Annotated in this window: 24 protein-coding genes; 8 read left to right on the top strand and 16 right to left on the bottom strand. The window is 69.5% G+C overall.

The window, feature by feature from the left end; genetic code table 11:
- Window positions 1–180: 180 nt before the first annotated feature.
- The 7 genes from lptD to LVB77_RS06120 all read left to right on the top strand — a co-directional run bounded on the left by lptD (window position 181) and on the right by LVB77_RS06120 (window position 7,859).
- Window positions 181–2,661, top strand: coding sequence for an LPS assembly protein LptD (gene lptD, locus LVB77_RS06150; protein ID WP_232909305.1), 2,481 nt, complete (start codon window positions 181–183; stop codon window positions 2,659–2,661).
- Window positions 2,658–4,007 (top strand): peptidylprolyl isomerase, encoded by a 1,350-nt coding sequence (locus LVB77_RS06145; RefSeq protein ID WP_232909304.1) that lies wholly within the window; start codon window positions 2,658–2,660, stop codon window positions 4,005–4,007. The genes lptD and LVB77_RS06145 overlap by 4 nt, the downstream gene beginning before the upstream one ends.
- Window positions 4,008–4,994, top strand: a complete 987-nt coding sequence (pdxA, locus tag LVB77_RS06140; RefSeq protein WP_232909303.1) for a 4-hydroxythreonine-4-phosphate dehydrogenase PdxA — start codon at window positions 4,008–4,010, stop codon at window positions 4,992–4,994.
- Window positions 4,991–5,818, top strand: coding sequence for a 16S rRNA (adenine(1518)-N(6)/adenine(1519)-N(6))-dimethyltransferase RsmA (gene rsmA / locus LVB77_RS06135; RefSeq protein WP_232909302.1), 828 nt, complete (start codon window positions 4,991–4,993; stop codon window positions 5,816–5,818). The genes pdxA and rsmA overlap by 4 nt, the downstream gene beginning before the upstream one ends.
- 100 nt (window positions 5,819–5,918) lie before the next feature.
- On the top strand, window positions 5,919–6,302 hold the full coding sequence (apaG, locus tag LVB77_RS06130) for a Co2+/Mg2+ efflux protein ApaG (RefSeq protein WP_055900614.1): 384 nt from the start codon (window positions 5,919–5,921) through the stop codon (window positions 6,300–6,302).
- Between the two features lie 19 nt (window positions 6,303–6,321).
- Window positions 6,322–7,185, top strand: coding sequence for a symmetrical bis(5'-nucleosyl)-tetraphosphatase (locus LVB77_RS06125; RefSeq protein WP_232909301.1), 864 nt, complete (start codon window positions 6,322–6,324; stop codon window positions 7,183–7,185).
- Window positions 7,182–7,859 carry a DUF1287 domain-containing protein gene (locus tag LVB77_RS06120; protein ID WP_232909300.1) on the top strand — a complete coding sequence of 226 codons (678 nt, stop codon included), beginning with the start codon at window positions 7,182–7,184 and terminating at the stop codon, window positions 7,857–7,859. Before LVB77_RS06125 ends, LVB77_RS06120 begins: the two co-directional genes overlap by 4 nt.
- Window positions 7,860–8,018: 159 nt before the next feature.
- Here the strand turns inward: LVB77_RS06120 and LVB77_RS06115 are convergent, their stop codons facing one another.
- The 13 genes from LVB77_RS06115 to LVB77_RS06055 all read right to left on the bottom strand — a co-directional run bounded on the left by LVB77_RS06115 (window position 8,019) and on the right by LVB77_RS06055 (window position 16,616).
- A complete protein-coding gene (locus tag LVB77_RS06115; RefSeq protein WP_232910186.1) occupies window positions 8,019–8,525 on the bottom strand; it encodes a dihydrofolate reductase in 507 nt (168 codons plus the stop codon).
- Window positions 8,525–8,962: a DoxX family protein gene (locus LVB77_RS06110; protein WP_232909299.1), complete on the bottom strand. Its 438-nt coding sequence runs from the start codon at window positions 8,960–8,962 to the stop codon at window positions 8,525–8,527. The genes LVB77_RS06115 and LVB77_RS06110 overlap by 1 nt, the downstream gene beginning before the upstream one ends.
- 84 nt (window positions 8,963–9,046) lie before the next feature.
- Complete coding sequence (locus tag LVB77_RS06105; RefSeq protein ID WP_232909298.1) at window positions 9,047–9,589, bottom strand: DUF2059 domain-containing protein; 543 nt, start codon at window positions 9,587–9,589, stop codon at window positions 9,047–9,049.
- 67 nt (window positions 9,590–9,656) lie between these two features.
- A complete protein-coding gene (locus LVB77_RS06100) occupies window positions 9,657–10,193 on the bottom strand; it encodes a hypothetical protein (protein WP_232909297.1) in 537 nt (178 codons plus the stop codon).
- 31 nt (window positions 10,194–10,224) lie between these two features.
- The gene (locus LVB77_RS06095) at window positions 10,225–10,761 is read right to left on the bottom strand and encodes a hypothetical protein (protein WP_232909296.1); all 537 of its coding nucleotides are present in this window, start codon (window positions 10,759–10,761) and stop codon (window positions 10,225–10,227) included.
- Window positions 10,743–11,288, bottom strand: a complete 546-nt coding sequence (locus LVB77_RS06090; protein ID WP_232909295.1) for a hypothetical protein — start codon at window positions 11,286–11,288, stop codon at window positions 10,743–10,745. The genes LVB77_RS06095 and LVB77_RS06090 overlap by 19 nt, the downstream gene beginning before the upstream one ends.
- A 30-nt stretch (window positions 11,289–11,318) precedes the next feature.
- A complete protein-coding gene (locus LVB77_RS06085) occupies window positions 11,319–12,113 on the bottom strand; it encodes a thymidylate synthase (protein ID WP_232909294.1) in 795 nt (264 codons plus the stop codon).
- A gap of 2 nt (window positions 12,114–12,115) precedes the next feature.
- Window positions 12,116–12,991, bottom strand: coding sequence for a prolipoprotein diacylglyceryl transferase (gene lgt / locus LVB77_RS06080; protein ID WP_232909293.1), 876 nt, complete (start codon window positions 12,989–12,991; stop codon window positions 12,116–12,118).
- A gap of 223 nt (window positions 12,992–13,214) precedes the next feature.
- Window positions 13,215–13,703 carry a TPM domain-containing protein gene (locus LVB77_RS06075; protein ID WP_232909292.1) on the bottom strand — a complete coding sequence of 163 codons (489 nt, stop codon included), beginning with the start codon at window positions 13,701–13,703 and terminating at the stop codon, window positions 13,215–13,217.
- A 14-nt stretch (window positions 13,704–13,717) separates the two neighbouring features.
- Entirely contained in the window at window positions 13,718–14,644 is a 927-nt protein-coding gene (locus LVB77_RS06070; RefSeq protein WP_232909291.1) for a TPM domain-containing protein, read from the bottom strand.
- A 25-nt stretch (window positions 14,645–14,669) separates the two neighbouring features.
- Window positions 14,670–15,314: a LemA family protein gene (locus LVB77_RS06065; protein WP_232909290.1), complete on the bottom strand. Its 645-nt coding sequence runs from the start codon at window positions 15,312–15,314 to the stop codon at window positions 14,670–14,672.
- A 108-nt stretch (window positions 15,315–15,422) separates the two neighbouring features.
- Window positions 15,423–16,157: a TerC family protein gene (locus LVB77_RS06060; RefSeq protein ID WP_232909289.1), complete on the bottom strand. Its 735-nt coding sequence runs from the start codon at window positions 16,155–16,157 to the stop codon at window positions 15,423–15,425.
- Between the two features lie 78 nt (window positions 16,158–16,235).
- Entirely contained in the window at window positions 16,236–16,616 is a 381-nt protein-coding gene (locus LVB77_RS06055; protein WP_232909288.1) for a diacylglycerol kinase, read from the bottom strand.
- 494 nt (window positions 16,617–17,110) lie between these two features.
- Between LVB77_RS06055 and LVB77_RS06050 the strand changes: the two genes are divergently transcribed.
- On the top strand, window positions 17,111–17,578 hold the full coding sequence (locus tag LVB77_RS06050; protein WP_232909287.1) for a VOC family protein: 468 nt from the start codon (window positions 17,111–17,113) through the stop codon (window positions 17,576–17,578).
- A 186-nt stretch (window positions 17,579–17,764) separates the two neighbouring features.
- Here LVB77_RS06050 and LVB77_RS06045 read toward each other — a convergent pair whose 3' ends face one another.
- From LVB77_RS06045 to LVB77_RS06035, 3 genes are all read right to left on the bottom strand, one after another.
- Window positions 17,765–18,751, bottom strand: coding sequence for an isoaspartyl peptidase/L-asparaginase (locus tag LVB77_RS06045; RefSeq protein ID WP_232910184.1), 987 nt, complete (start codon window positions 18,749–18,751; stop codon window positions 17,765–17,767).
- Between the two features lie 284 nt (window positions 18,752–19,035).
- A complete protein-coding gene (locus LVB77_RS06040) occupies window positions 19,036–20,262 on the bottom strand; it encodes a hypothetical protein (RefSeq protein WP_232909286.1) in 1,227 nt (408 codons plus the stop codon).
- Between the two features lie 87 nt (window positions 20,263–20,349).
- Window positions 20,350–21,585, bottom strand: coding sequence for an ABC transporter permease (locus LVB77_RS06035; protein ID WP_232909285.1), 1,236 nt, complete (start codon window positions 21,583–21,585; stop codon window positions 20,350–20,352).
- Between the last annotated feature and the right edge of the window lie 165 nt (window positions 21,586–21,750).

Genomic DNA, 21,750 nt, shown 5'->3' with positions numbered 1-21,750 from the left:
AGCCCGGACCCGGGCGCGGCCGTTCGTCGCCGGTCCGCACGGCCCCGGCCGGATCGGCGCGAAATCGCGGCCCGCGGCGCGCGCAACATGAACGAGGCAGCCCGCGGCCGGCGTTTCGCGTTGCCCCCCTGCAAGGGATGCGGCAAGCTAACGGCCGATTTCTGTCCGCTGGATGGCCGCGTGCACAAACCCCTACGCCTGCTCCCCTTGTCGCTGTGCATCGCGATCGCGCTGCCCGCCCAGGCCGCTTCCGGCGACGACGAGGAGAACTGGGGCCTGTGCCCGATCCAGGACGTGGTGCCGGCCTTCGCCGACGCCCCCAACCCCGTCGGCACCGCCGAACAGCGCACCAGCGCCCCGACCGACATCGACGGCGGCGTGCTCGAACGCGCAGGCGACAACGAGAACCTGGTCGTCCAGGACAACGTCAAGCTCAGCCGCGGCGACCAGTTCCTGGGCACCGACAAACTCTCCTACAACGAGAACACCGGCCAGTACACCGCCGACGGCAACGTGCGCTACCAGGACAACGGCATGCGCATGACCGCGCAGCGCGCGTCCGGCGACCAGAACGCCGACACCCACCGCATCGAGGACGTGCAGTACCAGCTGACCCAACGCCGCGGCAACGGCGGCGCCGAGCGCATCGACCTGACCGGCGCCAAGGGCAAGCTGGTCGGCTCGACCTATTCGACCTGCCCGCCGAATCAGCGCGTGTGGGAACTGCGTTCGCGCCAGATCGACCTGGACACCGACGACGGCTTCGGCGTCGCCCACAACGCCACCCTGCACATCGGCAAGGTGCCGGTGCTGTACGTGCCCTGGTTCAAGTTCCCGATCGACGAGCGCCGCCAGACCGGCCTGCTGTATCCGGCCATTTCGCTATCGGGCAAGAACGGCTTCGACTACAAGCAGCCGATCTACCTCAACCTGGCGCCCAACTACGACGCCACCTTGTACCCGCGCATCATGGCCAAGCGCGGCGGCGTGCTCGGCGGCGAGTTCCGCTGGCTGTACCCGGACGGCAAGGGCGAGGTCTACGGCAACTTCATGCCCAGCGACAAGCTGCCGGGCGACCGGCCGTCGCGCTACTTCGATTACCGCAACGTGCAGATCCCCGAGAAGGATCTGCCCGACAAGAACCGCGGCCAGTTCGCGCTCAAGGCCAGCCACAGCCTGGACGCCAACTGGTACGCCGCCACCGATCTGGCCTGGGTCAGCGACAAGTACTACCTGCAGGACTTCAGCAACAGCCTGTACGGCGTGTCGGCGTACTCGATCCGCAGCTCGATGGGCCTGTACGGCCGCGGCCGGCATTGGGAAGCCGGCGTCATGGCCGACCACTACCAGCTCGCCGACTACACCCTGACCGAGCGCAGCCTGCCCTACGACCGCCTGCCGCGCGCCTATTTCCATTGGGCGCAGCCGTTCGGCAGGTGGTTCGAGGCCGGCGTCGACACCGAGGCGGTGCGCTTCCAGCACACCGACGAGAAGCTGTTCGACCGCAACGTCGCCATGCCTGGCGGCAGCCGCTTCGACGTCAAGCCCTACATCAGCATGCCGCTGGAAGGCGCGAGCTGGTTCATCCGGCCCAAGCTGGCCTGGCGCTACACCGCCTACGAACTGGAAGCGGCCAAGGCGCGCGAACTGGCGACCACCAACGCCATGGCTTACGCCCAGCAGCAAGGCATCGCCTACACGCCGAGCCTGGATGCGCAGTTCTACGACAAGTCGCCCACCCGCAGCCTGCCGATCACCTCGGTCGACGCCGGCCTGTACTTCGACCGCGACACCACCATCCGCGGCGACCGCTATCTGCACACCCTGGAGCCGCGCCTGTATTACCTGCGCGCGCCGTACCGCAACCAGGACAGCCTGCCGATCTTCGACACCAACCCCATGACCTTCAGCTGGGGCCAGCTGTTCCGCGAAAACCGCTACACCGGCGCCGACCGCCAGGCCGACGCCAACCAGCTCACCGTCGCCCTGACCACGCGCCTGATCAGCGAGGACGACGGCCGCGAACGCCTGTCGGCCAGCATCGGTCAGATCCAGTACTTCGACGACAGCCGCGTCACCGTGCCCGGCGAAAGCCCGATCGAGCAGGGCAAGTCGGCCTGGGTCGCCGACGTCAGCGTCTCGCCCACCGACCGCTGGACCATCAACGGCACCTACCAGTACAACCCCAAGTTCCGCGGCCAGGACCTGGCCAGCATCCGCGCGCGCTATCTGTTCGGCGACGCCGGCATCGTCAACCTGGGTTACCGCTACCGCCGCAACCCGGTCGACCGCAAGGATCTGCTGGAGCAGGCCGACCTGTCGTTCCTGTACCCGATCAACGAGAACTGGAGCGTGGTCGGCCGCTACTACTACTCGCTGCTGGACAAAAAGCCGCTGGAACAGATCGCCGGCCTGCAGTGGGAAAGCTGCTGCCTGGCGGTGCGCGTGGTCGCGCGCCGCTACCTGCGCGACCGCTCCGGCGACCTCAACAGTTCGCTTCAGGTCGAGTTCGAACTCAAGGGCCTAGGCTCCGCCGGACAGAACACGGAGCGGGTATTGCGCCGTGCTATCCTCGGCTACGATCGCGACGATCTCTATCTCGTGCCGCCCTCGTCCGTGACCCGCGGCCAGACCGATCCCACCCCCGACCCGACCCTATGAAGAAACTACTCGCGTGTGTCCTGGCCGCCGGCGTGCTTTCCGGCGGGGTGCTGCTGCCCATCGGCGCGGCGTCCGCCCAGGAAGTGCAGCCGATCGACCGTATCGCCGCGGTGGTGGACGAGGACGTGGTCCTGCGGACCGAACTCGACCGCGCCGTCGCCAACATCCTGGCCCAGTACGCCGGCCGCGAGAATCAGCTGCCGCCGCGCGACGTGCTCGAACGGCAGGTGCTGGAGCGCCTGATCCTGCTCAAGATCCAGGTCGCCTACGCCCAGGGCAGCGGCGTGCGCGTGACCGATCAGGAAGTCGATCAGGCCATCGCCGGCATCGCCCAGCAGAACCGCATCAGCCTGGAGCAACTGCGCCAGCAGCTGGCGCGCGACGGCGGCACCTACGCCGAGTTCCGCACCTCGATCCGCGACGAACTGCTGACCCAGCGCCTGCGCCAGCGTTTCGCCCAGACCCGCGTGTCGGTCAGCGACGCCGAGATCGACGCCGCCCTGGCCGCGCAGGCCAACTCCGGCACCCAGTACCACCTGGCCCACATCCTGGTCGGCCTGCCCGAGGGCGCCACCGCCGAGCAGATCGCCACCGCGCAGAAGAAGATCGAGGGCGTGAAGGCCCTGATCGACAAGGGCGAGATGGACTTCAACGCCGCCGCGGTGCGCTACTCCGACAGCCCCAACGCGCTGGAAGGCGGCGACCTGGGCTGGCGCAGCACCGACGAAATCCCCAATGCCTTCGCCGAGCTGATGCGCAACATGAGCCCCGGCCAGGTGACCGCCCCGATCCGCGGCCCCAGCGGCTTCCAGCTGCTCAAGCTGGTCGAGACCCGCGACGCCTCGCAGGCGGCACCGGCCATGGTCACCCAGTACAAGGCCCGCCACATCCTGGTCCGCATCAGCGACACGGTCACCGAGGCGCAGGCCAAGGCCAAGGCCGACACGCTGCGCGCGCGCCTGGCCGGCGGCGCGCCCTTCGACGAAGTCGTCAAGGAAAGCGAAGACCTGAATTCCCGTGGCAAGGGCGGCGACCTGGGGTGGTTCACCCAGGACGAGTTCGGCCCCGAGTTCGGCGGCGCGGTCGCCGGCATGCAGGACAACCAGATCTCGCAGCCGATCCGCACCCCGGCCGGCTTCCACATCGTCGAGCGCACCGGCAGCCGCCAGACCGACGTCGGCGACCGCAACCGCCGCGCCCAGGTCCAGGAGACCATCGGCCGGCGCAAGCTCGAGGACGAGTGGAACCGCTTCCTGCGCGAACGCCGCGGCGAAGCCTTCATCGACATCCGCGTCGGCAAGGCCGCCACCGCCGACGCCCCGGCCGCTCCCGCCAGCGGCGGCTGAGTGAGCCCTCCCCGGCTCGCGCTGGTCCCGGGCGAGCCGGCCGGCGTCGGGCCGGAGCTGTGCCTGCGGCTGATCCAACGGCCGCGCGATTACGCCCTGACCGCCTACGCCGACCCGCGCAGCCTGCATGCCGCGGCGCAGGCCCTGAACCTGCCCCTGAAACTGCTGCCGCCGGAGCAACCGGCACTGCGGCCGGGCGAGTTGTCGCTGGTCGAAATCGAACTGGCCCGCGTGCCCGAGTTCGGCACGCCCGACCCGGCCAATGCCGCGGCCGTGATCGGCGCCCTGCGCGAAGGCGCCCAGGCCTGCCTGCACGGCGACTGCGACGGCCTGGTCACCGGTCCGGTGCATAAAGCCGCGATCAACGAAGGCGGCATCCCCTACACCGGCACCACCGAACTGCTGGCCGACCAGGCCGGCTGCGAGGTGGTGATGATGCTGGCCAACGACGTGGTCCGGGTCGCGCTGGCCACCACCCACCTGCCGCTGCGCGCGGTCGCCGACGCGATCCGGCCCGAGGCGCTGCTGCGCACCCTGGGCATCGTCGACGCCGCCCTGCGCGCCGACTTCGGCCTGGCCGCGCCGGCCATCGCGGTGCTGGGACTGAACCCGCATGCGGGCGAGGCCGGGCACCTGGGCCGCGAGGAAATCGAGGTGATCGAGCCGGTGCTGGCGCAGCTGCGCGCGCAGGGCCTGAACCTGATCGGCCCGCTGCCCGCCGACACCGCCTTTCTGCCGGCCAAGCTGCGCGGCTTCGACGCGGTGCTGGCCATGTACCACGACCAGGGCCTGCCGGTGCTCAAGTACAGTGGTTTCGAGCGCGCGGTGAACCTGACCCTGGGCCTGCCCTACCCGCGCGTGGCCGTCGACCACGGCACCGCCCTGGACTTGGCCGGGCGCGGCCTGGCCGACCCGTCCAGCCTGATCGCCGCGGCCGAAACCTGCGCCCGCATCGCGCGCACCCGCCAGCACGGAGCACTGTCATGACCGGCACGGCCAAAGCCCACGCCAAAGGCTTCACCGCCGACGCCAAGAAGCACCTCGGCCAACACTTCCTGCACGACCGCGACATCATCGGCATGATCGTGCAGGCGGTGGACCCGCAGCCGGGCGACCGCCTGGTCGAGATCGGTCCCGGCCAGGGCGCGATCACCTTCCCGCTGCTGGACCGCCACGGCGAGCTGACCGTGATCGAGTTCGACCGCGACCTGATCTTCCCGCTCACCGAGGGCGCGCGCGCCCACGGCACGCTGGAGGTCATACACCGCGACGTGCTCACCGTCGACTTCGGCGCGCTGGCGCACAACGGCGGCCCGATCCGCCTGGTCGGCAACCTGCCCTACAACCTGTCCTCGCCGATCCTGTTCCATGCACTGGAGCACGCCGAGGCGATCGTCGACATGCACTTCATGCTGCAGAAGGAAGTGGTCGACCGCATGGCCGCCGGCCCGGGCAGCAAGGTCTACGGCCGGCTCGGCGTGATGCTGCAGGCCTATTGCCACGTCACCGCCCTGTTCGACGTGCCGCCGGCCGCGTTCCGGCCGCCGCCGAAGGTGGATTCGGCGGTGGTGCGGCTGGTGCCGCGCGCGCCGGCCGACATCGGCATCGACGACCCTGCGCGCTTCGCGCGGGTGGTGCGCGACGCCTTCGGGCAACGCCGCAAGACCCTGCGCAACGCGCTGTCGCAGGTCTGCGACGCGGCCGCGATCGAGGCCGCCGGCGTGCGTCCCGATGCACGCGCCGAGCAGATCGAAGTCGCCGATTTCGTGCGCCTGGCGAATTCGCTCAAGGATCTGGCGCCGGAAAACTGAGGCCCGCGCCGGGCCCAGGACGTGCCCCGCCGCGCGCATTCGCGTACTGGTACGCGAATGCTCATTCCCGCTTCATGCCCGCTTTGCTTACACTGCCGGCATGGAACACCGTCACGACTACGCTTTCGACATCGCCGTCGCCACCCGCTACCTCGACGATCAGTCCGAGCCGGAGCAGGACCGCTATGTCTTTGCCTACACCATCAACATCCGCAACGCCGGACGCGTGCCCGCGCGCCTGCTCTCGCGCCACTGGGTGATCACCGACGCCAACGGCAAGGTCCAGGAGGTCGAGGGCGAAGGCGTGGTCGGCGAACAGCCTTGGCTGCGTCCGGGCGAGGACTTCGAGTACACCTCCGGCGCCGTGCTGGAAACCAGCCTGGGCACCATGGAGGGCAGCTATGCGATGGTCGCCGACGACGGCACCCGCTTCGAAGCGCCGATCCCGGCCTTCACCCTGACCGTGCCGCGCACCCTGCACTGACGCACGGAACGATTCGGATATGAGCGTTTGGGCCATCGGCGACCTGCAAGGCTGCTACGACCCCACCCAGCGGTTGCTGGAGCGGATCAATTTCGACCCCGCCCGCGACACGCTGTGGTTCTGCGGCGACCTCGTCAACCGCGGCGGGCAGTCGCTGGAAACCCTGCGCCTGGTGCATTCGCTGCGCGCCAATAGCGTGGTGGTGCTGGGCAACCACGACCTGTCGCTGCTGGCCATCGGCGAGCGCCGCGAGGAAGAGCAGCGCAAGGTCAATCCCGATCTGCAACGCATCGTGCTGGCGCCGGACCGCGACGAACTGCTGGGCTGGCTGCGCAAGCAGAAGCTGGTCCACGCCGATCGCCAACTGGGCTGGATGATGGTGCACGCCGGCCTGGCGCCGAAGTGGACCACGCAGCTGGCCGAGCGTCATGCGCGCGAGATCGAGGAGCGCCTGCACAGCGAGCAGTACGGGCGCCTGCTCAAGAACATGTACGGCGACCGCCCGGCCTGGAATCCCAAACTGGCCGGCATCGACCGCCACCGCGCGATCATCAACATCTTCACCCGCCTGCGCTACTGCACGCCGCGCGGCCGCATCGCGTTCGAGGACAAGGGCAGCCCGGGCACCCAGCCGGTCGGCCTGTACCCCTGGTACGAAGTGCCGGGCCGGGTCGAGCGCGACCTCAAGATCGTCTGCGGCCACTGGTCGACGCTGGGCTTGTTCATCGGCCACGGCGTGCACGCGATCGACACCGGCGCGGTCTGGGGCGGCAAGCTCACCGCCTTGCAGCTGGACACCGACGAGCTGCGCGTGGTCCAGGTGCCGGGCCGCGACGTGCCGGCGAACCCGCCCAAACCGCGACCGCCGCGACCGGCTGCGTGAACCCCACGGCCGCGACGCTGTATCGCTGCGCGGCCGTCGCCTTGCTGGCGGCGTTCGCAGCGGCCTGCGCCGACCGCGCCGAAGCGCCGCGCAGCGAAGCCAGGCCCGCCACCGCAGCGCCCGCGCCCGCGCCAGCCCGCGCGAGCGTGCCCACCCACCCGCTGGTGCGCGCCGCGCGCGCGCAGATCGGCGTGGTGCGCTACTACGACCCCGCCTACGTGCGCCTGGACTACCCCGGCGGCGACGTCGCCGCCGACCGCGGCGTCTGCACCGACGTGGTCATCCGCGCGCTGCGCACGCAGGGATTGGACCTGCAGCAGGCGCTGCACGAGGACATGCGTGCGAACTTCGCCCGCTATCCGCGCAGCTGGGGCGCACGCGGCACCGACCGCAACATCGACCACCGCCGCGTACCCAATCTGCGGCGCTGGTTCGAACGCCAGGGCTGGCAGCAGACCGTCAGCGATCGCGCCGCCGACTACCGCCCGGGCGACCTGGTCACCTGGGATCTCGGCGGCGGCACGCCGCACATCGGCATCGTCTCCGAACGCAAATCCTGGGACGGCGACCCGCTGATCCTGCACAACATCGCGCGCGGCACCGAGGAAGGCGACCTGCTGTTCGCCTATCCGATCACCGGACATTACCGGCCGGTGCTGGAAGAAAAGCGCTAGCCGCAGGATGCGGCGGCAACCGCACCGTCGTCATCGCCGAACCGCGCGACGATGCGGTTCGCCTGCGACTCACCGCATCCTACGGACGGCTTTCTGTGGGAGCGGCGTGAGCCGCGATCGGGCTCAACGGGCTGCGAAGCACCGGCTTGCCGCGTCCGATCAGGCATCCATCCCCAACCGCGCGTAATCGACGAACTCGAACGCGTGCGCGTGGCGCTCGTCGGCGGCATGCTGCTCGCGCGCGAGCACGCGCCAGGCCTGGGCGTCGAAGCGCGGGAAATGCGCATCGGCGTCGGCGACCACGGTGTCGACATAGGTCAGGTGCAGGTGGGTCGCCGCCGGCAGGCACAGCGCGTAGATCTCGCCGCCGCCGATCACGCACAGCTCCGGTGCGGCGTCCTCGTGGGCGATGGCCAGCGCGGCCTCGACCGAGTCCACGGATTGCATCCCCGCGTACGGCACCTCGCCCGAACGCGTAAGCACCAGGTTGCGCCGTCCCGGCAGCGCGCGGCCCAGCGACTGCGCGGTCTTGCGCCCCATCAGCACCGGCTTGCCCAGGGTCAGCGCCTTGAAGCGCTTGAGATCGTCGGGCAGCCGCCAGGGCAGTTCGTTGCCGCGGCCGATGCCGCGGTCGCGGTCCAAGGCCGCGATCAGCGACAGCCGCATCATGGCCGCTTGCGCCAGACGCGGTCGAGCGAATAGTGCCCGCCGCCGGTGAACATCAGGCACACGCCGCTGGCGACCAGGGCCAGCGCCGGGAACGCGCCGGGGTACGGCAGCTTGGAGTCCACCATCCACACCGCGACCACGAAGTTGATCGCCACCACCAGCCCGGCGAAACGCGTGCACAGGCCCAGCACCAGCGCCAATCCGCCGAAGAACTGGCCGATCACCGACAGCACCGCGCAAAACAGCGGGAACGCGAAGCCGTGATGGGCCATGAAGTCGCGGAACTCCAGCATGCGCGCCCACGAGAACACGTTGTCCTGGGTCATGACCATCAGGTGCGCGCCTATCGCCACGCGCAGGACCAGCAGGCCCAGGTCGGCGCGGCGCGCGCACGCGTCCTCGACCGCCCCGTGCCATTTCGCTATCGGATTCATTCCATCACCTCGTCAGGAATCGAACGCGTCCCTGCCGTCGCCTAGCCGCTTCCAGCCGGCAGACGTCGCCGCCGACCGCGACGCCTACTTCTTGGCGTTGCAGGTCATCATCACCGGCACCAGCTTGGCCACCATGTCGGTCATCATGGTCTTGAACGCCGGCGACTGGTCCATCTTCTCGGTCATCTCGGCGATGGCCTTCTCGACTTCGACGTGCGACGCCTGGCTGTGCGCGAGATAGGACTTGCCGGCCGGTGTGTCGACGAAGGCCAGATAGGCGTTCAGATCGGCCTCGGTCAGCTGCTTGCGCATGGCGGCGACGATCTGCGCCTTCAGCTCCGGCGAGTGGAAATAATCGGTGATCGCCTTGCGGAACTCGTTCTTGGAGAAGTCGTCGATCGCCTGGCCCAGCGCCGGGCAGGCCTTGGCTTCGGGCTTGGACATCGCGCCCTCGCGAAATTTCTCCGACAGCTCGTCGATGCCGAGCTGCTCGATCTGGTGCCCGTAGGTCAGATCGTAGTAGCGCTCCAGCGCGGCCTCGTACTTCGGCGAATTCGCCGCCTGCGCGTTGCCCAGCACGGCCGCCAGCGCGAGGGCGGCGAGAGTCGAAATGGTCTTGTTAGGCACTGCGTTCCCCTAGTCGTGATTGCGATTCGTCGACGCACCCATGGCGGCTGCCCGAGTGTTCGTCCGCCTACTCCGCGGCTCGCCGCGCGCGGCATTGCCGCATCGGCTCGACCGCGTTCTGCATGGCCCGGGTAACCGCGGCGATGTAGCGGTCGTCGCGGGCGATGCGCTGCTGGAAATCGGCACCGAGCTCGCGAAACGCAGCGGCGATCGCGGCCGACTGTTCCGGTCTCGTCGGCGCGCTGCCGCCTTCGGCGGTGACGCGCAGCTGATCGGCATCGTAGACGTCGACCAGGAGGCCTTCCACGCGTCGGCGCATGTCCGGGTTGAAGAACAGTTCCATCATCACCGGCGTGGTGTCGCGGCCCAGGTCGGCGCGCAGCTGGGTGGCGACATCGTCGCAACCGGCGAACGCCTTGAGGTCGCCGCTGAACAAGCTGTCCAGATAGGCCTTCTTCATCATCTCGCTCAGCATCGGCTCGATGCGCTCGTAGACGCGCGCGGCCAGGGCGCGTTCGTCCGGCGCTTGCGCAGCGGCCGGCAGCCACAACGTGGCGGCCAGCAGCACCGCCAACGCAGTCCGGATCAGAGGTTCGCGCCGCATCGGTTGTCCTCGCCTCGCATCCCGTCGCCGTTCAATCCTGCGCTTTAGCCTTGCACTCGACGGACGCGAGCACCCCGGCCTGCACGGCCTTGGTCAACTCCGCCGTCACCCGGCTGTCCTGCATGACCTCCTGCTGGAACGAGCCCTGCAGCGCCGCCATCGCCTGGCCGAACTTTTCCGACCCGGCGTCTGCGGCCGGCGGTTCGCCGCCGGCGGCGATGACGCGCAATTGCTCGACGCTGTAGCTGTCGGCCATCGCCGCTTCGACGCGCTTGCGATTGTCGCCGCTGAAGAACAGCTCGACGATCACCGGCAAGACGCCGTCCTGCAGACTCTTGCCCATCCTGCGGCCGGCCTCCGGGCAGTCCTTGAAGCGCGGATCGTTCTCCATCGACATGCCGCTGGCCATCGCATCGGTCGCCATCGTGCGCAGCATCGGCTCCACGCGCGCGAACGCACGGGTCGCCAGCGCCGCCTTGTCCTCGGCGTGCGCGGAAGACGCCGGCAACCATAGGGCCGCGGTCAGCGTCGCCGCGAACGCGGTCTTGATCAGGGTGTCGTACCGCATCGGAACTCCATTTTCTCTATCGCGTTGATCGTTTCGTCGTCGAGCGAGAAATCGGCCCGGCGCTCGTAGCGCAGCACGGCCATGTACGCGCCCATCGGCACCATCCACATCGTCGCCACCTCGCCGCTGCCGAGGACCCAGTCCATGCGGTAGCCGCGCCGCTCGCCCATCGTCACCCAGCCGTTGGCCTTGCCCTGGGTCTGGCGCTGCATCACCGCCAGGCCCTGCATCAGCGCCTGCAGATCTTTTTCGGTGCGCAGGTCCGGCGGCGCGGTCACGCACGACTGCGACAGCATGGCCTCCTCGATCTTGCCGTTACGCTCCAGACGCAGCGCATGAGCGCTGCGCTGCCCGCCGCGCACCGCGTCCGACGCCTCGGAGTCGACCTTGATCGCGGTGGGCAGGCGCGTGCGGCCGGCGACGCCTTCCAGGCTGGCCGGCGCGGGATCGGCGGCAAGCACCGCGGCCGCGCACAGCGTCGCGGCCAGACCCAGCGTGGCGGCGATGACGATTCCTTGTCGTCCCATGCTCCCCTCCCCCAGGGTGTGATGCTGCCGTCAGACCGCGACCGGCGCCTTGATCGCCGGCAACGGATCGTAATGCTCGATCGCGATGTCGTCGTAGCGGAAACCGAAGATGTCGCGCACCTGCGGATTGAGCGTCAGCGTCGGCAGCGCGCGCGGCTCGCGCGAGAGCTGTTCGCGCGCCTGTTCGTAGTGGTTGGAATACAGATGCGCATCGCCCAGCGTATGCACGAAATCGCCCACGCCCAGCCCGCAGACCTGCGCGACCATGTGGGTCAGCAGCGCGTAGCTGGCGATGTTGAACGGCACGCCCAGGAAGATGTCGCCGCTGCGCTGGTACAGCTGGCAGCTGAGCTTTCCGTCGGCGACGTAGAACTGGAACATGGTGTGGCAGGGCATCAGCGCCATGCGCGGCAGGTCGGCGACGTTCCAGGCGCTGACGATCAGGCGGCGCGAATCGGGATTGCGCTTGATCTCGTCGATCACCCAGCGGATCTGGTCGATCTCTACCCCGTCGGCGCCGGCCCAACGCCGCCACTGCTTGCCGTACACCGGCCCCAGCTCGCCGTCGGCGTCGGCCCATTCGTCCCAGATGCTGACCTTGTTGTCCTTCAGGTAGGCGACGTTGGTGTCGCCCTGCAGGAACCACAGCAGCTCGTGCACGATCGAGCGCAGGTGCAGCTTCTTGGTGGTGACCAGGGGAAAGCCCTGGTTGAGGTCGAAACGCAGCTGCCAGCCGAACACGCTGCGCGTGCCGGTGCCGGTGCGGTCGGATTTTTCGCTGCCGTGTTCCAGCACGTGGCGCAACAGGTCGAGGTACTGACGCACGCTTAGCCCTCCTTCGCGACGGCTTGCGGTTGCAGGGTCGGCGAGCGGCGCGAGCGCCACAGCCAATACAGGCCCAGCAGGATCAGCGGCACGCTCAACAGCTGGCCCATGGTCAGCCAGCCGAAGGCGATGTAGCCGGGCTTGGCGTCGGGCACGCGCACGAACTCGACCAGGAACCGGAAGCAGCCGTACAGCAGCGCGAACAGGCCCGACACCGCGTAGCGCGGGCGCGGCTTGCTGGAGAACCACCACAGCAGCACGAACATGGTCAGCCCTTCCAGCGCGGCCTGGTACAGCTGCGAGGGATGGCGGGCGAAATGGTTGAGCGCGCCGGCCGCGTACTGGCTCTGGATCTGCTGCGCGGTCCAGTCGACGAACTCCGGCGCACGCGGAAAGATCACGCCCCAGTCGGCGCCGGTGGGCTTACCCCAGAGCTCGCCGCCGATGTAATTGCCCAGGCGGCCGAAGCCCAGCCCCGGCGGCACCAGCGGAGCGACGAAATCCATCACGTCGAAGAAGTGCAGACGGTGCTTGTGCGCCCACCACAGCGCGGCCGCCATCACGCCCAGCAGGCCGCCGTGGAAGCTCATGCCGCCTTCCCAGATCCGGAACAGCATCAGCGGATCGCTGAGCAGATCGCCGAACGCGTAGAACAGCACGTAGCCGAAGCGGCCGCCCAGGACCACGCCGAGCATGGCGTAGAACAGCAGATCGCCGTAGGCCTGCTCGCTCACGCCCGGCAGGCGCCCGGCGCGCACCCGGCGCTGCCCCAGCCACCAGGCCAGGCCGAAGCCGATCAAATACATGATCCCGTACCAGTGCACTTGCAGTGGGCCGAGATGGATGGCGATCGGATCGATCTGGTGCAGGTAGATCATGCGGCGTGGCGGCCCGGCGTATGGGGATGCCCGTATTGTGCCCGAGGGGCATGCCGCGTGCTTTGCCGCCAGCCCACCGTGGGCGGCTTGCGGCGGGACGGTGCGTTACGTGACGGGGCGGGGATCGGACGCTCCGCGGCCTCATCCGGCGCTGCGCGCCACCCTCTCCCGCTAGCGGGAGCAGGGGATGCCGCAAGGGCCGGAACCCCACCCTCCCCGCGCCTCAAAGAATCCGCGGCAAATCCGGCAGCTCGTTGACGTCCTGGTCGCCCTCGGCGCGCGGATAGTGCTCCGCCAGCAACGCCGAGATGGCCTCGATCCCATCCAGCACCGCCGCCTCGGCGTCGCCGGCGCGCAGCCGGTCCTCGACCAGCTGGCAGACCCCGCGCCACTGCTCGGCGCTGACCCGCCCGTCGAAGCCACGGTCGGCGACGATTTCGATGCGATGGTCGGCCAGCAACAGGTACAGCAGCACGCCGTTGTTGGCGCGCGTGTCCCAGACCCGCAGATGGGCGAACGCGTCCATCGCCGCCGCGCGCGCCTGACGCCCGGCCCAGACCGCGCGCGCGGGCAAGGCCGGTTCGACGGCGAAACAGATTTCGCCGCTGTGGCGCAGCTCGCTGGCGGCGATCGCCGCGGCCACCCGGCGCAGCAGCGGCTCGGGAAACAGCCGCGAGGCCGACGGAGCGAACAGGTGCTTGAGCAGGCGCATCGGCCTCGTCTCCCTTACCAACTGCCGGAGGCGCCGCCGCCTCCGCTGGAACCGCCGCCGCCCGACCAGCCGCCTCCGCCACCGCCGAAGCCACCGCCACCGCCCCAACCTCCGCCGCCGCTACCGCCCCAGCCGCCCCAGCCCGCGTCGCGGGCGAAGCGGCCGCCGCGCGGCGTGCTGATCAGACCGATCACGAAGCCGATCGCCGCGCCGATGCCGCCGACCAGCAGCAGCGAGGACAGCAGCCAGGCCACGCCGCCGGCCGCGCCGGCGCCGAGCAGCGCGCGCAGCGGGCGCGGCGCGCCGTTGAAAATGCCGCGCGCGACCTGGGCCACCACGAACGCCACGAACAGGGCGATCAGGAAGCTTTCGCCGCCGCCTCCGCCGCTGTCGCCGCGGTTGTCGGCCATGGGCGCCGGCAGCGGTTCGCCGTCGATAAGCTTGGTCAGCGCCGTACTGGCCGCGCCGATGCCGCCGGCGTAGTCGCCGCTGCGGAAGTGCGGCACCAGGTATTCCTGGATCACGCGGCTGGCGGTGGCGTCGGGGATCGCGCCTTCCAGGCCGTAGCCGACTTCGATGCGGACCCGCCGGTCTTCCTTGGCGACCACCAGCAGCACGCCGTCGTCGACGCCCTTGCGGCCGATCTTCCATTGCTCGAACGCGCGCACCGCGTACTGGGCGATGTCCTCGGGCTGGGTGGTGGGCACCACCAGCACCTGCAACTGGCTGCCCTTGCGCTGCTGCAGCGCGATCGCCTGCGCCTCCAGGCTTTGGCGGCTGGCGGCGTCGAGGGTGCCGGTGGTGTCGATCACCGGCGAGTCCAGCGCCGGGATCGGCGCCAGCGTCTGCGCCTGCGCGAGCGCGCAGACCAGCCACAGGGCCAGCGTCCAGAGCCAGCCGCGCGCGAAGGCGCGGCCGGCGCCGGCGTGGGTGCGCCTCATCGCCCGGCGTCCGCCGCCGCGCCGCTCAGCCCGCCGGTGCCGGCTGCTGCTGCGGCGCGGGTTGCTGCGGTGCCGGCTGCGCGGCCGGCTGGCCGAAATCGACCTGCGGCGCCTGCTGGATCTGCTGTTCGTTCTCGACCGAGAAATTGGGCTTGGCCTTGTAGCCGAAGATCATCGCGGTCAGGTTCTGCGGGAACGAGCGCACGTAGGTGTTGTAGTCCTGCACCGACTGGATGTAGCGCTGGCGCTCGACGGTGATGCGGTTCTCGGTGCCTTCCAGCTGCGCCTGCAGCTGCAGGAAGTTCTGGTCGGCCTTGAGCTGCGGATAGTTCTCGCTGACCACCAGCAGGCGGCCGATCGCGCTCTTGAGTTCGCCCTGGGCCTGCTGGAATTGCTCCACCGAGGCCGGATCGTCGGCGTTGACGTTGATGCTGCCGACCTTGGAGCGCGCTTGCGTGACCTGGGTCAGCACCTGCTGCTCGTGGCTGGCGTAGCCCTTCACGGTCGCAACCAGGTTGGGCACCAGATCGGCACGTCGCTTGTAGACGTTGAGCACCTGCGACCAGGACGCTTTCACCGCCTCGTCCTTCTGCTGGATGGTGTTGTAGCCGCAACCGCTGAGCAGGACCGCGGCCGACACCAGCAGCAGCGACATCATGAGCTTACGCATGGCGCAACTCCTTCGGAGGATGGCGCATTGCACCACCCGCGCCCGCGCCTTGCAATGGACGCCGCGTGACGGCGCCGCCGATGGCGGCACCGTCCGCGAACCCGTCGGTCAGTCGGCCTCGACGCGGCGCATGGCGCGCCGCTTGGCCCACAGGTTCAGGCACTCCACCAGGGCGGAGAAGCCCATCGCGCCGTAGAGGTAGCCCTTGGGAATGTGCACCTCGAAACCGTCGGCGACCAGATACGCGCCGACCAGGACGATGAAGGCCAGCGCCAGCATCTTGATGGTCGGGTTGCGGTCGATGAATTCGCCCAGCGGCTTGGACGCCAGCAGCATCACCGCCACCGCCAGCAGGATCGCCGCCACCATCACCGAGGTGTGGCTGGCCATGCCGACCGCGGCGATCACCGAGTCCAGCGAGAACACGATGTCGATCACCGCGATCTGCGCGATCACGGCCATGAACGACGCCGCCGGCTTGCTGTGCACGTCCTCGGACTCGCCCGCGCCGACGATCATGTCGCGCATTTCCATCGTGCCCTTCACCAGCAGGAAGGCGCCGCCGAGGATCAGCACCAGGTCGCGCACCGAAATGCCCTGACCGAACACCGAGAACAGGTCGCTGGTGAGACCAGCCAGCCAGGCCAGGGTCAGCAGCAGCGCGATACGCGTGATGCAGGCCACGGCGATACCGAACTTGCGCGCCTTCTCGCGCTGCGCGTACGGCAGCTTGCTGACCGCGATCGAGATGAAGACGAGGTTGTCGATGCCCAGCACGATCTCGATCGCGCTCAGGGTGACCAGGGTGATCCAGACTTGCGGATCGGTAAGCAGCTCAATCACAGCGGGGTTCCTAGGCTTAGCAAAACGGGTGGTGCGCGCGATGCGCGCGGGTCGTACCGGTGTCGGGGCGGGCGCGCTCTACAGCAGGCGCGGCACGACGATCGCGCCCCAGGTCAGCAGTACGTTCATCATCAATACGAACACCGCCGCCGAGCCCATGTCCTTGGCGCGGCCGGCGAGTTCGTGGAATTCCGGGCCGTAGCGTTCGATCACCGCTTCCACCGCCGAGTTCAGCAGCTCGATGCTCAGCACCAGCAGCATCGAGCCGATCAGCAGCACGCGCTCGACCGGGGTCTGGCCCAGCCACCAGCCCAGCGGGGCCAGCACCACGAACAGATAGACCTCAAGCCGGAACGAAGATTCATGCAGCCAGGCCGCGCGCAGGCCCTGCATGGACCACATGGCGGCTTTGAGGATGCGCTGCGGGCCGCGCGGCAAATGACCGAATTCGTCTGCCATGGCGGTCTCAGCGGGCCGTAGGACGGAGAAGGACCGGGCCGGCCAGATGCGGCGGCGGCAGGACGGACGGCGCGGCGGCGCGGCCGCGGCGGTACTGCTCGGTCATGGGCATGAGGGTCGGGCTCTCTCCGGACGGGCCGGCGGGGCGCAGCCGGCGGCCGCTACAAGCCCGGGATTTTGCCATAAGCCTTGCTCCGCCGCCCCGGAGACGGCGCTGACGGGCACGTTCCTGCCAAAGACGGCGAAACGGGGCGTTCGCGCCCGCTTAGCGCCCGGCGCGCTAGCCTCCGGGTTCGCGGCCGATGGCCCCTGCGGCTCCCGCCCGCCCGACGCGCTCCCGCGCGACGGCGCCGGCGCCCCTTCCGCAGCCCGCCCGCCGTCTCAGCCCACGAGAATCGCCCAGGTCAGCATCGCGGCCAGCGCAGCGCGCACCGGCCCCCGCCCGGGCGTCCGACGGGCTGCGCGCCCCATCCGCCCGTCCAGGAGACACCGACATGGCAGTTAAGCCCCGCCCCGACGGCTACCACAGCGTTACCCCGTACGTGATCGTCGACGACGCCGCCGGCGCGATCGACTACTACGTGCGCGCGTTCAACGCCACCGAAAGCTACCGCCTGCCGATGGGCGACAAGATCGGCCACGCCGAAATCCGCATCGGCGACTCGGCGATCATGCTGTCGGACGAGTGGCCGGATATGAACGCGCTCAGCCCCAAGAGCCGCGGCGGCGCGACCGCCGCTTTCATGATCTACGTCGACGACGCCGATGCCGCCTTCGACCAGGCGATCCGCGCCGGCGGCAGCGTCGACAAGCCCGTGCAGAACCAGTTCTGGGGCGACCGTACCGGCACCGTCGTCGATCCCTACGGCCACAAGTGGACCCTGGCCACGCACATCGAGGAAGTGTCCGAGGAGGAGATGCAGGCGCGCATGCAGGAGTGGTCGCCGTCGCAGGGCGGATGAGGCCAAAACCGCTAGGCGGCCTTCACCCCAAGCCCTCTCAGCCTTGCACACCCGTCGGGCGCCGCAGGCGGGAGAGGGGCTAAAGCAGGAAACCGGCTCCGCCATGGATTCCCTTCTCCCGCTCGCGGGAGGAGGTGGCGCGCGCGCCGGCTGAGGGCCGCCTGAGGTCGGGCCCTCGGCCCGCCCTCACTCCGCTTCGTGGATCGCCGTCCCGCGGCTGCCGTCGGGCTTGATCCAGCCGCGGAACATGCTGCCGCTGTTGAACGGCATCGCGATGTTGCCCTCGCGGTCCAGCGCGATCGCGCCGCCGTCGCCGCCGGCGGCCGGGATGATCTTATTGATGACCTCGTCCGCCGCCGCCTGCAGGCTGTCGCCGCGGTAGGTCACGCGCGCGCAGATGTCGTGGGCGGCGTTGTAGCGGATGTAGTACTCGCCCCAGCCGGTGCCCGACACGCCGCAGCGGTCGTCGGCCCAGGTGCCGGCACCGATGATCGGCGAATCGCCGACGCGGCCGTAGCGCTTGTTGGTCATGCCGCCAGTGCTGGTGGCCGCAGCGATATGGCCCGCGCGGTCCAGCGCCACCGCGCCCACGGTGCCGAAGTACTTGGGCGCATCGGTGCCGGCGTTGGCCTCGCGCTTGCTCTTGGCCGCCTCCTCGCGCTGCGCCTTCTCCAACTGCTGGCGGCGCTTGGGCGTGTCGAAGTAGCTGTTGGGCACGCGCTCGATCTCCGGCCGCGTGTCGGCGAAGGCTTCCGCGCCCGCGGCCGCCAGCATCACGTGCGGGCTGTGCTCCATCACCGTGCGCGCCAGCTTGATCGGGTTCTTGATGGTGGTGACGCCGGCCACCGCGCCCGCGCGGCGGGTGTGGCCTTCCATGATGGACGCGTCCAGCTCGTGGCCGCCGCGGGCGTTGAACACCGCGCCCTTGCCGGCGTTGAAGATCGGCGAATCCTCCAACACCACCACCGCCGCCGACACCGCGTCCAGTGCGCTGCCGCCGCCCTTGAGCACGCCATAACCGGCGTCCAGGGCGCGGTCCAGTTCGGCGCGCGCGGCCTTGCGGTCGGCTTCGCTGAGCGAATCGCGCGGCACGAAGCCGGCGCCGCCGTGGATCACCAATGCGATGGGACGCTGATCGGCGGACGGGGTCTGGGCATGAACGGTGCTGGACATGGCGGCGAGGCTCAACAAAAGAATCGGCAGGCGCATGGCGGTCTCCTTCGGTACCGCGAGGATAACGGCCGGCACGGCGCTTGGGGCGCCCCGTCGCGCCCCGATACCGCGCGATCGCGACTTACGTCGCACCCGCAGAAAGCCTGGAGGTTCCCGTCGTCCCTGTGGGAGCTGCGTAAGCTGCGACCGCGAAATCGCGACAACGATGTAGGCCACGGCTGCCTATGCTTCGCCGTGGATCGTATTGGCGTGGTCGCGGCTTGCGCCGCTGCCACCCCAAGGCGCTAGTTGCCGGGCGCTTTCTCCGCCGTCGGCTTCACCGCCACATCGCGCTCCCAATAGCCGCGCAGCTGATTGCGCTGGCGTGCGCTCAGGCCTTCGGCGCAGGCCTCGAACAGGGCCTGCGCGCCGGCGCTGTCGCCTGCCGCCCAGGTCTCGCGCGCGGCCTCCAGCAGCGCGCGTCGGCGCACGTCGAGATTGCCGAAGGCGTCGAAATACGAATCCACGCGCGCCGCGTCCTTGACGCCGTTCCAGCCGAAACGCGCGTCGCCGGCCTCGGCGGCGATGGCGCGATAACGGGCGATCGCGGTCTCGCGCGCGATCTTCCCCTGCAACAACTCCAGGCGGACGCGGAACAGCCGCGTTTGCGGCGTCGCGCCGGCGGCTTCGAGCTTTTCCAAGCTGCGGCCGACGAAGGCGTAGTCCACCGCACCGGTCGACGACTGCTGTCCCAGCAGATTGAAGCTGGCGATGGCGACGCGGTACTCGGGCCGGTCGTGCGCGGCGACCTGCTTGGCGTCGGGCCGTCCGTAACTGGATGGCTGCGCCAGACGCAGGCCCGGCTCGTCTTTCAGAATCGCCTCGATGTCGTGCTTGTGGAACTCGCCCACCACCACCGCGATCGTGCCGCCCGGATGCGCGCGCGCGGCGGCGAGAATACGGCGCGCCTGCAGGTAAGTGCGATACAGGTACATCCGTCGCGCCAGATCGTCCTTGCCGCGCTTGGCCGGCGTGGCCGCCCATTGCGTGACCTTGGCGACGTTGGCCGGATCGTCGGCGCGGAACAGATCGCGTTGCAGGGCGTCGGCGCCGAAGGTGAGGAAGCTCGGAAAGCCCTTGAGCAGGCGCAGCTCCGGCGGCACGTCCAGGCTCATGCCGAAACCCAGGCGCTGGTCCTCGACCGACGGCTCCCAGTCGATCGGGCACAGCTCGATACCTTCGCGACGCGCGTACGGCACCACCACGTCCTGCACCTCGTAGGTGAACTCGTAGTAGTCGCCGCGCGCGTAAGCCTCCGGTGCGCGTTCGATGCAGATCGCGTCGGGCGCGACGCGCTCCAGGAAGGCCGTCAGCAAGGCCGGCTGATCGCGCTCGGACACCAGCTGGGCGGCGTGATCGACGCCGAGGATCGTCACCGTCGTCGATGCGGGCGCCGCCGCGGGCGCGGTCTGCGCCGCCTGCGCGCCGAAGGCCTGCAACGACAGCAGCGCCAGGGACCACCACTTGCTCATAGCCGCTCCGATCCGAAGTGTGGAGCGCACCTTGCCACGCGGCGCCCCCGCCCACCCGTGCCGGTGGTCGGGGTCCGCGGCGGCCGTTTACTGCTGCCTCAGCGCCTCGATCGGATCCAGCAGCGAGGCCTTGCGCGCCGGGTAGTAGCCGAAGAACAGGCCGGTGGCGATCGAGAACGCCGCCGCCAGGCCGACCACCTTGGCATTCAGGGCCACCGGCAGCGAGCCCAGCTTGCCGACCAGCAGCGCGCCGACCACGCCGATGGCGATGCCGATCACGCCGCCGATCATCGCGATCACCATCGCCTCGGCCAGGAACTGCCGGCGGATGTCGCTGGGGCCGGCGCCCACCGCCATGCGCAGGCCGATTTCGCGGATGCGCTCGGTGACCGACACCAGCATGATGTTCATGATGCCGATGCCGCCGATGATCAGGCAGATCGTCGCCACCGCGCCCAGCAGCTTGGACATCAGGTTGGTGGTGGCGGTGCGCGTGGCCACGATCTCGGCGATGTTGCGCACGGTGAAATCGTCGTCTGCGCCGGGCTGGATCTTGTGGCGCTGGCGCAGCAGCGCCTCGATCTCGCCCTGCGCATAGCTCACGTCGTCGGCGCGTCCTACGCCGACCGCGATCTGCATCACCGCGCCCGGCGGCAGGCCCATCGCGCCCAGCAGGCGGCGGCGGCCGGTTTCCAACGGCACCAGCAGGATATCGTCCTGGTCCTGGCCGAAGCCGCCCTGGCCCTTGGGCTTGAGCGTGCCGACCACGGTGAACGGCACCCGGCCCAGGCGCAGGGTCTGGCCGATCGCGTCCTCGTCGCCGAACAATTCGCGGCGCACGGTTTCGCCCAGGATCACCGACTTGCCGCCGCCGCTGTAGTCGCGCGAATCGAAGCCGTTGCCGGAGGCGACGGTCCAGCCGTTGATGTCGAAGAACTCCGGCTGCACGCCCTGCCACTGCGTGGACCAGTTGTTCTCGGCGTAGACCACCTGAGTGCCGCCGCGCAGCGAACCGGCGACGTACTGCACCTCCGGTATCTCCTGCCGGATCGCGTCGATGTCGCCCTCGTTCAAGGTGAAGAAGCTGGACGCGCTCTGGCGCGCGCCGCCGGTGCCGCGCCCGGCGCCGGAGCTGATGTCCAGGCGGTTCGAGCCCAGGCCCGACACCAGCTTGTCGATCTCGGCCTGGGTGCCCTGCCCCACCGACACCATCACGATCACCGCGGCGATGCCGATGATCACGCCCAGCGAGGTCAGGGCGCTGCGCAGCCAGTTGCCGCGCAGGGCGAACACGGCGGTGCGCAGGACCTCCAAGAAGTTCATGCGTGCGCTCCGTGGGCCGAAGGATCTAGAGCGAATCCCCCCTGCTCCCCTTTTTCAAAGGGGGGGAAGCACACTGCCGAGGAATCGCGCACGTGTTCGCGTTGCGCTTTGCTTCCCCCTTTGAAAAAGGGGGATCGAGGGGGATTTGCTCTCAGCGCGACGCCG

Origin of the sequence: Lysobacter sp. 5GHs7-4 (genome assembly GCF_021284765.1) — a bacterium.
Lineage (GTDB): Bacteria > Pseudomonadota > Gammaproteobacteria > Xanthomonadales > Xanthomonadaceae > Lysobacter.
The sequence above is the reverse complement of the archived record's forward strand: the minus strand, read 5'-3'. Positions and strand labels throughout refer to the sequence as shown.